This is a genomic window from Thalassobacillus sp. B23F22_16 (assembly GCF_043496955.1).
Taxonomy (GTDB): domain Bacteria; phylum Bacillota; class Bacilli; order Bacillales; family Halobacillaceae; genus Thalassobacillus; species Thalassobacillus devorans_A.
In genome coordinates this window covers 41,724-57,338 of record NZ_JBIEKD010000002.1, presented here as the reverse complement: position 1 = coordinate 57,338, position 15,615 = coordinate 41,724, and the positions used below count along the sequence as shown (strand labels likewise).

Here is a 15,615-nt window from a genome sequence, read left to right as displayed (position 1 = left end):
CCCTTCTTTACATGAGCTGGTATGGTTGAAAATCAATCGAAATCTGCAGCTCATTCTTTCTTATATCTTCATCGTAATAATGTAGCACTTTTTTTAATAATTTCCGCTGCTCTGGTTCTTGCTTGTATTTTATCATGCATTGGTAACGATATCTATCTTTGATACGGGCGAGCGCAGAAGGAGTCGGACCAAGGATGGTGGAACTGTCTGATAATTTCCCTTTCAGGAACTTGCATATTTTCTGAGTGACCTCCTGTGCCTTCAATTGATTAGGATGAGACACGGTAATCAGGGTCAAATAATAAAAAGGCGGATATTGAAATGCCTTCCGCAGCTTCATTTCATGATTGAAAAATTGATCATAGTCATACTGGCTCGCCAGTTCAATGCTATAGTGTTCTGGGGTGTACGTCTGTACCACTACCTCCCCTGGTTTCAAATGCCGTCCTGCACGGCCGCTGACCTGGGTCAACAGTTGAAATGTTTTTTCAGCTGAACGAAAATCCGGGAGGTTCAGCAGCGAATCTGCGGTCAATACCCCGACCAGTGTCACATTTTGAAAATCAAGTCCCTTCGCAATCATTTGCGTTCCTAACAGGATATCCGCTTCTCCTCGCCCAAACTGGGAGAGCAGTTTTTCGTGGGCGCCTTTTCTTCTGGTGGTATCGACATCCATCCGAACGACTTTCGCCTCAGGGAGCAGCTGCTGGAGGTTTTCTTCCACCTTTTGTGTCCCTGTGCCAAAATAGCGGATCGATTCACTTTCACATTCTGGACAGCGGCTAGGCAAAGGTTCTTCAAAGCCACAATAGTGGCATTTTAAACGCTCCTGCTTCCGATGATAGGTGAGAGCAATGTCGCAATGAGGGCACTCGCTGACATAACCGCAATCCCGGCACATGACGAAGGTCGAATAGCCGCGCCGGTTTAAAAACAGGACAACCTGCTCCTTACGATGTAACCGTTCCTGGATTTTTTCCATCAACGCCCGTGAAAACATGGACCTGTTACCGGCATGGAGCTCTTCTCTCATATCGACCAGTTCCACTTCCGGCATGGAAGCATCATTCATTCGTTTGGAAAGCGTCAACAGACGATAATTCCCTTTCTTCGCGCGTGCGAAGGTTTCGAGTGTAGGCGTGGCACTCCCAAGCACGACCGGGCAGTTATGCCGCTCCCCACGATAGATAGCCACATCCCGGGCATGGTAACGCGGGTGGTCCTCCTGCTTGTAACTGGTCTCGTGTTCTTCATCGATGATAATGATGCCCAGGTTCGTAAACGGGGCGAAAATAGCCGAACGGGCGCCAACGACCACTTGCACTTCTTTCCGCTGGATCTTCCGCCACTCATCATATTTCTCTCCTGCAGACAACGCACTATGCATGACCGCTACACGTGAACCGAAACGCCCCTTGAAGCGCTCGACCATTTGCGGAGTCAAAGCGATTTCCGGAACAAGCATAATCGCTTCTTCTCCCTTATCGATCACTTCCTGGATCGACTGGAGATAAATCTCGGTTTTTCCGCTGCCAGTCACCCCGTGAAGCAGCATGACTTCATGGCTATTCGTCTCGATATCCTTAAGTACAGGCGTTATCGCAACTTGTTGCTCCTCTGTCAGTGGAAAGGGGTCTGTTCGTTCAAATTCTCTGTTCTTATAAGGGTCCCGGTAGACTTCCTGTTTGAATTCCGCGAGTAACCCTTTTTCTAACAATGGTTTCAAGGAAGCCCTTGTGGTTTTCAGCTCAGCCAACAAATGTTTCTGGGAGACCGGTTCAGGATTTTCGATGAAGTAATGGATGACTTCTTTTTGTTTCACTGCCTGTTTCGGGAGGTCAACGGCAGCTTCTTCAAGTCCAAAGGAGCTTTTTCCCGGCTGTATCATCCGGGTCGTCTTTTTCGTTTCCTTGCTTTTCACTTCATAATGCACATCGATCAATCCATCATGAATCACCTTCTGCAATTGATGGTAGCTGATGCCAGCCTGTTCAAACTCTTCAAAATCGATGACATCACGGCCGGCGAAGAGCTGCTCTAACGCCTGAGGCAGTTCCTCTTCGTCCAGGCGCCATAGTTCTTTTTTGTATTTAGCTTTCAGCACCTGGGGCAGCATCACTTGAAACGATGAAATGTAAAAGCTCAGCGTCTTATCGGTCAGCCACTTACCAAGATTAAGCAGTTCACTGGTAAGAATCGGGGTCAAATCAAGAACGTCCGAGACCAGCTTTAATTTGTCAAATTCACTTTCATCCGTCAATGCAACGACATACCCCATCACTTTACGGGGACCGAACGGAATGATGACTCGCACTCCAGGCTGGACGATCCCCTGATACTTGTCCGGAATACGATAATCGAAGGGACGATTCGTCTGGGATGAGGGTACATCGACAACAACCCGGGCAATGTTCTGGCTACTCATGAGTGATATCCAACTTTATCTGATTGAAAATATGTTGAGCCAATTGTTGCTTACTCATCATCGGGAGCTCCGTTTCCTCAAAATTACGGTTTATATATACTGCGGCATTAGTATCATAACCAAACCCCGCCCCTTCAACTGCGACGTTGTTCACGACGATGGCATCCAGATTTTTCTTTTCCAGCTTCTCTTTGCCATAGTCTAAAGGATTGGTTGTTTCCGCGGCAAACCCTAATAGGAATTGATGCTCTTTTTCATCACCGAGGGTTTTTAGAATATCTTTGGTGCGTTCCATTTCTACTACATAATTGCCAGGCTGCTTTTTCATCTTTTGTTCGTAAGTGACTGCCGGCCGGTAATCTGCCACTGCGGCCGATTTGATGACAATATCCTGGGCACCAAAACGATCGTAGACAGCCTGATACATCTCTTCCGCAGTAGTGACATCTACCCGCTTGACCCCTGGGGGTGTATCAAGCTGGACTGGACCTGCAACCAGTGTTACGGCAGCTCCCAGCCTCGCCGCTTCCTCTGCCAGGGCAAAGCCCATTTTTCCGGTGGATGGGTTGGTGAAATACCGGACGGGGTCGATTTTTTCTTGTGTTGGGCCTGCTGTTACCAGCACGCGCTTCCCTTCCAGCCAGCCTGGACGATCGATATTCTCCAACACAGATACAATCGTTTCCGGCTCTTCCAGCCGCCCTTTGCCAACATAGCCACAGGCAAGATAGCCTTCACCAGGTTCAATGAATTTATAACCCCACTGTTCCAGTGTCTTCATATTTTTGATGACAGCGGGGTGGGCATACATATGTACATTCATTGCCGGGGCTACATAAACCGGAGCTTCTGTAGCCAGCAGGGTTGTGGAGAGCATATCATCTGCAATCCCATTGGCCAGCTTTCCAATGATATTTGCGGTCGCAGGTGCAATTAAAAACAAATCCGCCCAATCCGCTAAATCAATGTGGGCAATATACCGGGGATCTTTTTCATCAAACGTATCGGTATAGACCGGATTTCGTGACAACGCCTGGAAGGTGAGGGGGGTGACAAATTCCATCGCGCTCTCTGTCATGATTACTTTTACCTCAGCCCCCGCCTGTACGAGTTTACTTGTCAATGCACTTGCTTTATAAACGGCAATACCCCCGGAAACACCGAGCACAATCCGCTTTCCCTTCAGCATAACCATCTTCTCCCTTTAGCTCTTAATCGTTTAGTCCTTATCTATAGGGAAAGCCGCGCTAAGTACAGCATTGAGCGCGGCTTTCTTTCATACTAAAAGTTTTCAGCTTTCCACTGAATTGTTTTCATGAACGTTTAAGTTTTTGAGATTAGAATTGACGTTCCTGAATTTCATCCGCGAATGAATAGGTAAGTTTCCCTTCACGAATTTCTTCCAGGGCTACTCCAACGAACTTATCAGACTGAGGTTTTTGAATCATCGGTTCGCCCTCCTGTTGAAGTTCGCGTGCTCTGCGAGCGGATAGTGTTACTAACGTATACTTGGACTTGATTTGCTTTTGCAATGAATCAATAGATGGTTCGAGCATCATGATTTACCAGCCTCCAGTGCTTTTTTATATTGTTTGGCGACACGTTCCCGTTTGCAATGTTCACTCATGACGATGGATTGTACTTTTTTGACCGCATGATCAACCTCATCGTTAACGACGACATAATCATAGGCATCCATCATTTCAATTTCTGTTCTCGCCTGATGCAGACGGTTTTTGACCTTCTCTTCCGTTTCCGTACCACGGCTTACAATCCTGTCTTTTAAATCTTCCAGGCTCGGTGGAATCAGGAAAATGAATACGCCTTGCGGAAAGTTCTCTTTCACCTGAAGAGCTCCCTGGACCTCAATTTCCAAGAATACGTCTTTCCCTTGCTCCAGTGTCTCTTCCACATAATCCCGCGGTGTTCCATAATAATTGCCTACATATTCAGCATGCTCGAGCAATTTACCCTCTGCTATCAATCTTTCAAATTCTTCACGGCTTTTGAAAAAATAATCGACACCGTCAGTTTCCCCTTCCCGGGCGCCCCGAGTGGTCATAGATATCGAGTACCTCAGATCTGTCGATTGTTCGAAAAGAGATTTCCTGACGGTTCCTTTCCCGACACCGGATGGACCTGAGAGTATAAATAAAATGCCTTTCTCTTCAATCACTTTGTGTCCTCCTAGTTTTCATCAGATATATCGTCATGACTGATCACCCGTTGCCCTACTGTTTCTGGTTGAACAGCGGAGAGGACGACGTGGTCACTATCCGTAATGATGACCGCTCGTGTACGGCGGCCATATGTAGCATCTACTAATTTATTATTGTCTCTTGCAACGGTAATAATACGTTTAATCGGAGCAGACTCCGGTGATACGATTGAAATCACCCTATTTGCAGAGACGACATTACCGAATCCTATGTTGATCAATTTCAGACTCAAAACTGTTCCTCCTTCATGACACGTTCTCTTTGCATTACTTATATTATAAGGAAAAAATGCAAGCAGTGTAAATTGTATGATTCCTGTCGGTATTTTTCAAGCTGGTGAAGGAGGTGACTCCCAATCCGCTTGTGAAAAATCACTTCGTCAAAGCTGAGGACAGCTCTCCATCCTCATTCTACATTTTGGACTTGTTCTTTGATTTTTTCAATTTCACTCTTTAATAATACCACCCATTCGCTGATTTTGGCATCATTTGATTTAGAACCGATGGTATTTACTTCCCGATGCATTTCCTGCACGATGAAGTCCAGACGACGGCCAATGGCATCCGTCTTTTCCATTGTAGCGCTAAATTGTTCGATATGGGAACGAAGCCGCGTTAATTCTTCTGTAATATCCCCTTTTTCAGCGAGCAGAGCGACATCCTGCAAAATCCGGGATTCCTCCGCCTTCAATTCTTCCTGAACATATTGTTCAATCCGTGCTTTAATCCTTTCCCGGTAGGACTCGATGACTATTTCCCGTCTATCGGACAGTTTGTCAATGACCTGGTGAATCCGGGATAAACGATCAAGCATATCCTGTTTTAAAGCAGCACCTTCCTGTTCCCTCATTTGCACTACTTTTTCGACTGCAGACCCGAGTGTCGTCAACAGGGTACTTTCCAGCCGGCTTTCATCCTGCTCTTCTTCCTGCACGGTAAAGACATCTTCCAGCTTTGTTACAAGATCGACTGTCAATTCGCCGGACAACCCATATCGCGCCTGCATTTCCTCCAGACGTTCCATATATTGATCCACCAGGCTCCAATCCACCTTCAGTTTTTGGCAGCCCAGTCCTTCACCTTCAACCGTGACGAAAATATCTATTTTTCCACGCTGAATCGACTGTTGTACTACTTTTTTCATTTTATCTTCTAAGAATAAAAATGACCGTGGCATTTTCGTCGATATATCCAGAAATCGATGGTTCACTGCCCTGACTTCCAGACTTATCCGCGTTTCTTCCAGATCGACTGTTTCTCTTCCATATCCTGTCATACTTGTTACCATTACCATCACACCCGTCAACTCATTATCTTTCCATGCTGTTCTCCATTTTATCAAAAAGACTTCCTCCATGGCTACGAAAAACACGCAGGATGATAGAGAACCCCCCCATAAACATGCTATACTAGCAACATTGAGAGGTGAACGCACATGTCATTTGATGGAGTTGTAACTCGAGCCGCAACCAATGAATTGAATGAAACGTTAGCAACAGGAAGAATCATGAAAATCTATCAGCCAACAGAAACAGAATTGGTTTTTACGGTGAGATCCTATCGCAAAAACCATTCGTTATTATTATCTGTGCATCCAAGCTATGCCAGATTTCACCTGACCGATGATAATTACTACAACCCGAAGGAACCCCCGATGTTCTGCATGTTATTGCGCAAGCATCTGGTCGGTGGTTTCATTGAAGAAATTGAGCAGGTCGAGATGGAGCGGATTGTCCGTTTCCGTATCAAAAGCAGGAATGAACTGGGAGATGAAACGACCAAAATACTGATCATCGAAGTGATGGGAAAACACAGCAACATCATCCTCGTTGATGAAGAAAAAGGCCATATCCTGGACAGTATCAAGCATCTTCCGCCGTCCCAAAACCGCCACCGGACGGTCATGCCCGGCCAGCCCTATAAATTTCCGCCGGAACAAGGGAAAATCAACCCGCTTAAAATCGACGGTGACTCATTCGTCCGGAAACTTGATTTCAATGCAGGAAAAATGGACAGGCAGATATTGAATATTTTGATGGGGTGCTCCCCATTGATTACCAGGGAACTCGCCCACCAGGCAAGGCTGGGGTCAGTGGATAGGTACAAGGAAGCTTTCCTATCATTTAAACAGCAATTGGCAAACCATGATTATACGCCAAGCATTTACTATGGAAACAAGGAGCAATTCTATGTGCTCCCTCTTTCAACGCTGGAAGGAGAACGCGAAACTTTCGACCGGGTAAGTGATATGCTGGACGCCTTCTATTCAGGTAAAGCAGAACGGGACCGTGTCAAACAGCAGGCCGGTGATTTATACCGCTTCCTGAAAAATGAACGGGATAAAAATATCCGAAAGATCAAAAAGCACCAGCAGACATTGAAAAAAGCGGAGAAGGCGGATGATTATCAAAAAGAAGGGGAACTGTTGACAGCTCACTTACACCTTGTAAAACAGGGTGATAAAAAAGTAGATGTCGTCGACTACTATGACCCGGAACAGCCGACGATTTCCATCGAGCTGAACCCGAATAAAACACCAAGTGAAAATGCCCAAAGCTTATTCCAAACCTACCAAAAGATGAAAAAATCAAAACAAGTGGTCCAGGAAGAAATTAATAAAGCGGAAACAGAAATCAGTTATCTGGATCAGTTGATTGAACAGGTAGAGAAAGCCAGGGAACAGGATATCGATGAAATCAGAGAAGAACTGCGCGAGGAAGGCTATCTGAAGAAGAAACCTCAGACGCAAAAACACAAAAACAAACCAAAGACACCGGAACCGGAAACATTCCATTCCAGTGACGGCACCACAATTTACGTGGGACGTAACAATAAGCAAAATGAATATTTGACCAACCGGCTGGCGAACAAAAATGATGTCTGGCTTCATACGAAAGACATCCCAGGCTCCCATGTTGTCATACGGTCGAATGATCCATCGGAAGATACATTGTTGGAGGCAGCACAGCTTGCCGCTAATTTCAGTAAGTCTTCCCAGTCATCTTCCGTACCGGTCGACTACACGCTGATCAAGCATGTCAAAAAACCTTCAGGCGCTAAACCAGGGTATGTCATCTATGATAACCAGCAGACATTGTTCGTCACTCCAGATCCGACGTTTATTAAGAAACTAAAAAAGGATGGCTCCTCCCAATAGGGAGAACCATCCTTTTTTTGCTTGTAGCAAGTCTGTAAAGCTTATTATTTTGTTAAGAAGTAGATGAATACGAGGATGGTTGCTCCATAGGAAAAAACCGCCTGGAGCCAGTATCTATTTTTTTCTCTCCGGAGCAGCCATTTGTTCCACAGAAAAAAAACTCCCACTCCTGCCACCAGCGTCAAAACCGGTGGCCAGGACCACATGCTTTCCATAAAAGAATAAGTAAACCATACATAAAGATAGCCAAAACATGTAATCAATCCAAGAATGGCATTTGTAAGTATGAACATGGAATGTTTACGTGATTTCATTATGCACCACCATTGTCGCTCTGATGTCTATATACACTATATGGTACATAACTCAAGCCCTCAGCACAACTCAACTGTCTCTATCACCAGTAAATATTTGTTGGTTTAATTAAAGGGCCGAAAAGTCGAAGACTTTGATTTCGAGATGTTTACCTGCCGTTACTAACGTAACGGAAACAGGGAGTTTTACTGTAAGAGGGCTTGGTATTAAAAGGCGGATGGTTCGCGCTGCCATTGTTCTAATTTCGCTTCGGCTTCTTCATCCAGCTGACCGTCTTCCCTCATATAAGCAATCAGTTCCTGGAAATCAGTGAGGGTCTGGTAAGTAAAACCTGCTTTTTCAAAAGCCTCTGCGGCTTTCGGAAGGCCGTAGCTGAAAATTGCCAGCACTTGAACAACTTCTGCTCCCGCTTCTTGCATTGCTTTAGCAGCTTCAATGGATGACTTTCCTGTGGAAATTAGATCTTCAATGACCACAACCCGATCCCCTGGATTAATCTTTCCTTCAATCTGGTTTCCTTTCCCATGCTTTTTTGCAGACGATCGGACATACACCATAGGTAAATCCATCGCTTCTGCAATAAAAGCTGCATGAGGAATGCCAGCTGTCGCACAGCCGGCAATGACATCAACAGTTGCATCCATTTCTTTGATGCGCGCGACAAACTTATCTCTGATTTCCCGTCTGATTTCAGGATAGGACATCGTCAGACGGTTATCACAATAGATTGGCGACTTCAGTCCAGATGTCCACGTAAATGGCTGATCTGGACGAATCTGGACCGCTCCTATTTCCAAGAGACTTTTACTAATATTTTGGTTATCAGTCATGTTTCCACTCCTCGACTATTTGCTGATAGCTTTTTCCGGGATGTTCAGCGGCCGTGATTGCCCTTCCGACAACGATAGCGTCTGTACCTTCCTGCTTTGCTTCTTTTGGCGTGGCAGCCCGCTTCTGATCGTTGCGATCACTTCCCTCCGGTCGGATGCCTGGCGTTACCGTTAAAAAGTTGTCCCCGCATACTTCTTTGATGGCTTTTACTTCATGGACAGAACATACGACACCATCGGCTCCTCCTTCTTTTGCCAGCTGTGCAAGGTGAATGACAGATTCCTTAACGGTTCCCTGCTGTCGCAGTTCTTCTGTAAACATCGTTTGGTCGGTAGAAGTAAGCTGTGTCACCGCCAGTAATACCGGACGCGCCTTGCCTTGACACCCGGCTTCCAGCCCTTCTCTTGCAGCGGCGATCATTTCTATTCCTCCCTGGGCATGGACATTGACGACTTCTACGTCGAGACGGGCAAGGTTACGCATCGCCTTTTTTACGGTGGTAGGGATGTCATGCAGTTTCAAATCCAGAAAAATAGGATGCTGGCGTTCTTTCAGGCTGGATATAATAGCCGGTCCTGATTGATAAAAAAGTTCCATCCCTACTTTGACAGGAAGCGAAGCCAGGTGGTGATAATCAAGAAAGTCGATTGCCTGTCTGTCTGATTCCATGTCCAGTGCTATATATAAAGGGTCAACGGTTTTCAACGGTGAGCTCCTCCTATCATTTCATCCACCTGATCAAACCCATAACGTTCCATCGCTTCTGGGAGCTGGTCAATCAGTTCTTTACAGATGAATGGATTTTTGAAATTGGCGCTGCCAACAGCAACCGCACTTGCGCCAGCTAACAGAAATTCGATAATATCATCCACAGTCTCAATTCCACCCATGCCAATAATGGGGATGTCAACCTCCTGGTATACCTGATAAATCATCCGGATGGCTATCGGCTTGATGGCTGGGCCGGATAAACCGCCTGTCTGATTGGCAATAATCGGCTTTCTGCGCCGAAGGTCCAGTCGCATACCTGTTAACGTATTGATCATGGATAATCCATCAGCTCCCGCCTTTTCCACTGCTTTTGCCATCCCTACGATGTCTGTGACATTCGGTGACAGCTTGACATACACCGGCACTTCACTTGCTTGTTTCACCTGTCCGGTAACTTCAGCAGCAAGCGCTGCATCGGTACCGAACTGCACCCCGCCCTCTTTGACATTCGGACAGGAAATATTCAATTCAAGCGCTTTGATGGTATCATCACGAGATATTTTTTCTGCTACTTCGACATACTCTTCCACGGTGCTCCCAGCTACGTTGGCAATCACAGGGGCATCAAATTCGCTTAAATACGGGAGTTCATCCGAAATGATACGGTCGACGCCTGGATTTTGCAGGCCGATGGCATTCAGCATACCGGCAGATGTTTCTGCAACCCGAGGAGTAGGATTACCGTATCGTGTCTCACCTGTTGCGGCTTTAATGATGACAGCCCCAAGCTCGGATAGGTCATAAAACTCACTGAACTCTTTTCCGAAGCCAAAGCATCCGGAGGCTGGCATGATTGGATTTTTCAAATCTAGTCCTGGCAGTGATAATCTTAGCTTCGTCATAGAATCACCTCACCTGTATGGAAGACAGGGCCATCATAACAGATTTTCCGGTAACCTTTGGGATCGCCTTCCGGAGCTTGCACGACGCAGGCAAAGCATGCTCCGACACCGCAGCCTAATCGTTCTTCGATGGAAAGATACCCTTCATAGCCGTCCAGTTTTTCAGATACAGCTTTTAACATAACTGCCGGCCCGCAAGAGAAATAAGTATCGAAGCGCCCTTCCAAGGCAGGCAGTATCTCTGTTACAAAACCTTTATTTCCGTAAGACCCGTCATTGGTAGTCACGAATACTTCCCCCAACTCACGGAATTCTTCCTCAAAAAAGACCGAGGCTTCGTGCTGAAAACCTAGCACGGTCGTAACCTCGATCCCTTTTTCCTTTAACTGTTTCGCCAGATAATACAAGGGAGGAACCCCAATTCCGCCACCGACAAGCAGAGCCCGTTCTGCAGTGATGCTGGCAATTGGAAAACCATTACCACCAGGACCGAGTACATCGAGGTGATCGCCGCTCTGCATTTTCGACAGAGCAGCGGTCCCCTTTCCAAGAATCTTATAAAGAATCGTCAACGTTCCCTTGGCTGGATTGGCATCAGCTATTGATATCGGGCGTCTGAGTGAGTCGCTTTGATCGATCAGTATGTGGACAAACTGGCCTGGCTGCTTGATTTCAGCTGGCAGATCCCCTTGTAATATCATTCGATACGTATCTTCCGCAAGGCGTTCATGTGAGGTTATTTCCATCTCTTCCCGGATCATCATGATAACGTCACCTCACGATTTCCAATCGATCTTGCTGTAAAGGACATGGAATCAATGACATCTACGATCGCTTTCGCTGTGTCCAGACTGGTCAGGCAGGCAATGCCATGTTCCACTGCTGTGCGGCGGATCCGGAAGCCGTCGCTGCGTGACTGCTGTCCTTTTGTGAACGTATTGACGACAAATTGGACATTGCCTGACTGGATGATATCGATGATATTCATATCCGTAGCTCCTACTTTACTGACTGTCTGTACCGGTATACCAGCAGATTGAATGGCATCGGCTGTACCGATGGTTGCATAAAGTCTGAAGCCGAGTTCGTGGAACGTACGGGCGATTTCCAATGCTTCTTTCTTATCCTTATCAGCAACGGTCAGCAGCACAGAACCTTCGACAGGTATCTTGAGGCCGGCCGCTGTCATTCCTTTGTATAAAGCTTTTTCGAGCGTACTGTCATATCCGATGACTTCACCGGTTGATTTCATTTCCGGTCCAAGTGTTGTATCGACACTGCGCAGCTTTTCGAAAGAGAAGACAGGCACTTTCACGTATACACCATCCGGGCAGCCTGCTACACCAGTTTCATACCCCAGGTCTGTCAAGTTTTGCCCGAGGATAGCTTTTGTTGCCAGGTTGGCCATGGTAATACCGGTAATCTTACTTAAAAATGGCACAGTCCTGCTCGCCCTTGGATTCACTTCGAGTACATAAGCTGTACCGTTATGGACGACAAATTGGATGTTGATTAACCCTTGCATATTCAACTCCCTGGCAATTTTGATCGTCGCATCGACACATTGCTGCTTTAATTCCTCGCTGAGTCGCTGGGATGGATAAACTGCCATCGAATCCCCAGAATGGACGCCCGCACGCTCGATGTGTTCCATGATGCCAGGAATGACGACTGTATCTCCATCGCTGATCGCGTCCACTTCGATTTCCATTCCGGTTAAATATTTATCGATCAATATCGGGTGATCACTGTAATCTCTTACGGTCTCCTCCATATAAGAAAGCAATTCTGTTTCTCCATAGACAATTTCCATCGCACGCCCTCCGAGTACATAAGAAGGACGGACCACAACAGGATAACCGATTTGTCGCGCTGTAACGAGCGCTTCATCGACACTGGTGACACTTTCTCCGCCAGGCTTTGCTATTTCGAGTCGATTGAGCAGCTGTTCGAAAAGATCCCTGTCTTCTGTTTCATTGATGGCTTCCATGGTGGTGCCAAGGATTTTAACCCCTCTCCGGCTGAGTCCGTCGACCAGGTTGATTGCCGTCTGTCCTCCGAACTGTACAATGACCCCTTCCGGTTTTTCCAGTTCGATGACATGCATCACATCTTCTAATGATAAAGGTTCAAAGTACAATTTATCGGAAACACTGAAATCCGTTGACACCGTTTCCGGGTTATTATTCATAATGATGGCTTCAAAGCCCATTTCCTTCAAGGCGAGTACCGAGTGTACAGTCGCATAGTCAAACTCCACACCCTGACCGATCCGGATCGGTCCGGAACCGATGACGAGCACCTTCTTGCGACTGGTAACAACAGACTCGTTTTCTTCTTCATAGCTGCTGTAATAATATGGGGTCTCTGATGCGAACTCTCCGGCGCACGTATCAACCATTTTATATACAGGAGTGATCTGATTTGTAAGTCGGTAATGATAGACTTCATCTACCTCATTCCCTGTCAGCCGGGCTATTTGCTGATCGGAAAACCCTAACTGTTTCGCTTTCCTGATCGGTTCGAAGGAAAGCTTTTCTGCCGCGATTACCTTTTCCAAATCAATCAGCTTTTTCAACTTATGAAGGAAAAAGAAATCAATGCCGGTCAGCTCATGCAGTTCCTCCAGTGTCCGATTTCGGCGCAATACTTCTGCAAGTACGAATATCCGTTCATCATCTGCTTTAATGAGCCGCTGATCAAGCACTTCGTCAGGAAGATCAGTCAGATAACCGAGATACAGCTCTTCGGTTTTCCCTTCCAGCGAGCGGACACCCTTCATCAGTGATTCTTCAAAATTCCGGCCGATGGACATGATTTCACCAGTTGCTTTCATCTGTGTACCAAGTATCCGGTTACCTTTTGCAAATTTATCGAAAGGCCAGCGTGGAATTTTGGTCACAACGTAGTCAAGTGCCGGCTCGAAACAAGCATATGTGGTACCGGTGACCGGGTTCTTGATTTCATCAAGGGTAAGTCCCACCGCAATTTTAGCAGCAAGTTTTGCGATCGGGTAACCAGTCGCTTTGGAAGCTAGTGCCGATGAACGGCTGACACGCGGATTCACTTCAATCACATAATATTGGAAGCTTTCAGGGTCAAGCGCTAACTGAACGTTACAGCCGCCCTCTATTCCAAGCGCCCGGATAATTTTCAAAGAAGCGTTCCTTAAGAGTTGATATTCCCGGTCACTTAACGTCTGTGAAGGTGCGACAACAATGGAATCCCCTGTATGAATACCTACCGGATCGAAGTTCTCCATGTTACAGACTACGATGGCATGGTCGCTTTTATCCCGCATCACTTCGTATTCCACTTCTTTGAAACCGGCGATATTCTTTTCAATCAGGCATTGATTCACCGGGGAAAGGGACAGGCCGTTGCGGGTAATTTCCCGCAGCTCTTTTTCATTGTCGCACATTCCTCCTCCGGTTCCGCCCATCGTATATGCAGGACGAACGATGACAGGGTAGCCGATTTCCGCAGCAAAGTCTGTTGCAGTCTCGACACTGCTGACGATTGTACTATCCGGCACCGGCTCGTTGAGTTCATGCATTAAATTACGGAAGATCTCCCGGTCCTCCGCCTTTTCAATCGCCTCCATTTTCGTACCGAGCAGTTCGACACCATAATCTTCCAGAATCGTAGTCTTGCTCAGTTCCATTGCCAGATTCAGCCCGGTTTGTCCTCCAAGGGTAGGCAGAATGGCGTCCGGCTGCTCTTTCCGGATGATTTTGGTCATGAACTCCACGGTTAGCGGCTCCATATAGACTTCATCCGCGAACGTATAATCGGTCATAATCGTTGCTGGATTCGAGTTAGCAAGAATGACTTCGTAGCCTTCTTCTTTCAATGCCTGGCAGGCTTGAGTTCCTGAGTAATCGAATTCGGCTGCCTGGCCGATGATGATCGGTCCTGAACCAATAACTAGAATTTTTTTCAAATCTGTACGTTTAGGCATACGGCTTCCTCCTTCTGCTGCTTCTTACTGGTGCGAATATTGGTTAGAAATTCATCGAACAGGCTCTCGGTGTCTTCCGGGCCTGGAGAACTTTCCGGATGGTATTGAACAGAAAATACCGGATGAACGCGGTGGGCGAGTCCTTCTACCGAGTCGTCATTCAAGGATGTTTGGGTCAGTTCCAGTTCAGTCGTTTCCAAAGAAGTCTGGTTTACGGCATAGCCATGGTTCTGTGAAGTGATATATGTTTTACCGTTCCTCAAATCTTTGACAGGCTGATTAGACCCACGGTGACCAAACTTCATTTTCGACGTGTCCGCCCCGCTTGCTAAAGCGATCAGCTGATGCCCGAGGCAAATCCCGAATATCGGCACGTGACCAATGAGCTGTTTGATCGTCTCAATTGCTTCTGGCACATTTTTCGGATCTCCCGGACCATTGGTCAACATGATCCCATCAGGTTTCAAGCGGTTGATTTCCTCGGCACTGGTATCGTAAGGAACAACGGTTACATGGCAATCCCGTTTCGTCAATTCCCTCAATATCCCGTGTTTCATTCCGAAATCCATCAGTACGATCCGGCATCCCCTTCCAGGTACGACATATGGTTTGATCGTTGACACCTGGCTGACCTGGTCTGTTGGCAAGGCTGTATGATCAAGCAATTCCAATACTTCCGAAACAGACCGCTCCATGGATGTGATCATCGCTTTCATGGTTCCGTGCTTACGAATGATTTTCGTAAGCTTGCGGGTATCAATGCCCGAGATACCTGGAATTTGCTTTGCTTTTAAAAATTCATCCAGCGTCTCTTCACTTCTGAAATTGGATGGTGTGTCGCAGTGCTCCTTCACTACCACCCCTAAAATGGCCGGGTCGACTGATTCGAAATCATCCCGGTTGATGCCATAATTCCCGATTAACGGGTAGGTGAAGGTGACGATTTGCCCGCAGTAAGAGGGGTCAGAAATGATTTCCTGATAACCGGTCATTCCTGTATTGAAAACAATTTCTCCGATAGAATCCTCTTCACTTCCAAATCCTTCGCCAACAAAATAACTGCCATCTTCCAATACCAATTGTTTGATTGTCATC

General features: G+C 46.6%; 14 protein-coding genes. 1 reads left to right on the top strand and 13 read right to left on the bottom strand.

What is annotated here, in order from left to right; all coding sequences use genetic code 11:
• Positions 1-7: 7 nt before the first annotated feature.
• The 6 genes from priA to ACGTNI_RS02815 all read right to left on the bottom strand — a co-directional run bounded on the left by priA (position 8) and on the right by ACGTNI_RS02815 (position 5,985).
• The gene (gene priA, locus ACGTNI_RS02840) at positions 8-2,425 is read right to left on the bottom strand and encodes a primosomal protein N' (protein ID WP_394459935.1); all 2,418 of its coding nucleotides are present in this window, start codon (positions 2,423-2,425) and stop codon (positions 8-10) included.
• Positions 2,418-3,614 (bottom strand): bifunctional phosphopantothenoylcysteine decarboxylase/phosphopantothenate--cysteine ligase CoaBC, encoded by a 1,197-nt coding sequence (coaBC, locus tag ACGTNI_RS02835; RefSeq protein ID WP_394459933.1) that lies wholly within the window; start codon positions 3,612-3,614, stop codon positions 2,418-2,420. Before coaBC ends, priA begins: the two co-directional genes overlap by 8 nt.
• Positions 3,615-3,762: 148 nt before the next feature.
• A complete protein-coding gene (gene rpoZ / locus ACGTNI_RS02830) occupies positions 3,763-3,984 on the bottom strand; it encodes a DNA-directed RNA polymerase subunit omega (RefSeq protein ID WP_085508149.1) in 222 nt (73 codons plus the stop codon).
• Positions 3,981-4,601, bottom strand: coding sequence for a guanylate kinase (gmk, locus tag ACGTNI_RS02825; protein WP_394459931.1), 621 nt, complete (start codon positions 4,599-4,601; stop codon positions 3,981-3,983). The genes rpoZ and gmk overlap by 4 nt, the downstream gene beginning before the upstream one ends.
• Before the next feature lie 11 nt (positions 4,602-4,612).
• Positions 4,613-4,876: an extracellular matrix/biofilm regulator RemA gene (remA, locus tag ACGTNI_RS02820; RefSeq protein WP_028782721.1), complete on the bottom strand. Its 264-nt coding sequence runs from the start codon at positions 4,874-4,876 to the stop codon at positions 4,613-4,615.
• Between the two features lie 173 nt (positions 4,877-5,049).
• Positions 5,050-5,985, bottom strand: a complete 936-nt coding sequence (locus ACGTNI_RS02815) for a YicC/YloC family endoribonuclease (protein ID WP_394459928.1) — start codon at positions 5,983-5,985, stop codon at positions 5,050-5,052.
• 93 nt (positions 5,986-6,078) lie between these two features.
• On the opposite strand from ACGTNI_RS02815, the gene ACGTNI_RS02810 reads away from it, so the two are divergent.
• A complete protein-coding gene (locus tag ACGTNI_RS02810) occupies positions 6,079-7,800 on the top strand; it encodes an Rqc2 family fibronectin-binding protein (protein ID WP_394459926.1) in 1,722 nt (573 codons plus the stop codon).
• A gap of 44 nt (positions 7,801-7,844) precedes the next feature.
• Here the strand turns inward: ACGTNI_RS02810 and ACGTNI_RS02805 are convergent, their stop codons facing one another.
• The 7 genes from ACGTNI_RS02805 to ACGTNI_RS02775 form a co-directional block, all read right to left on the bottom strand.
• Positions 7,845-8,114, bottom strand: a complete 270-nt coding sequence (locus tag ACGTNI_RS02805) for a hypothetical protein (RefSeq protein ID WP_085508144.1) — start codon at positions 8,112-8,114, stop codon at positions 7,845-7,847.
• A 207-nt stretch (positions 8,115-8,321) separates the two neighbouring features.
• Positions 8,322-8,945: an orotate phosphoribosyltransferase gene (gene pyrE / locus ACGTNI_RS02800; RefSeq protein WP_394459923.1), complete on the bottom strand. Its 624-nt coding sequence runs from the start codon at positions 8,943-8,945 to the stop codon at positions 8,322-8,324.
• Entirely contained in the window at positions 8,938-9,651 is a 714-nt protein-coding gene (gene pyrF / locus ACGTNI_RS02795; RefSeq protein ID WP_394459921.1) for an orotidine-5'-phosphate decarboxylase, read from the bottom strand. Before pyrF ends, pyrE begins: the two co-directional genes overlap by 8 nt.
• Positions 9,648-10,559 (bottom strand): dihydroorotate dehydrogenase, encoded by a 912-nt coding sequence (locus ACGTNI_RS02790; protein WP_394459919.1) that lies wholly within the window; start codon positions 10,557-10,559, stop codon positions 9,648-9,650. Before ACGTNI_RS02790 ends, pyrF begins: the two co-directional genes overlap by 4 nt.
• Positions 10,556-11,323 carry a dihydroorotate dehydrogenase electron transfer subunit gene (locus ACGTNI_RS02785; protein ID WP_394459917.1) on the bottom strand — a complete coding sequence of 256 codons (768 nt, stop codon included), beginning with the start codon at positions 11,321-11,323 and terminating at the stop codon, positions 10,556-10,558. The genes ACGTNI_RS02790 and ACGTNI_RS02785 overlap by 4 nt, the downstream gene beginning before the upstream one ends.
• Entirely contained in the window at positions 11,320-14,520 is a 3,201-nt protein-coding gene (gene carB / locus ACGTNI_RS02780; RefSeq protein ID WP_394459915.1) for a carbamoyl-phosphate synthase large subunit, read from the bottom strand. The genes ACGTNI_RS02785 and carB overlap by 4 nt, the downstream gene beginning before the upstream one ends.
• The gene (locus ACGTNI_RS02775; protein ID WP_394459913.1) at positions 14,499-15,614 is read right to left on the bottom strand and encodes a carbamoyl phosphate synthase small subunit; all 1,116 of its coding nucleotides are present in this window, start codon (positions 15,612-15,614) and stop codon (positions 14,499-14,501) included. The genes carB and ACGTNI_RS02775 overlap by 22 nt, the downstream gene beginning before the upstream one ends.
• Between the last annotated feature and the right edge of the window lies 1 nt (position 15,615).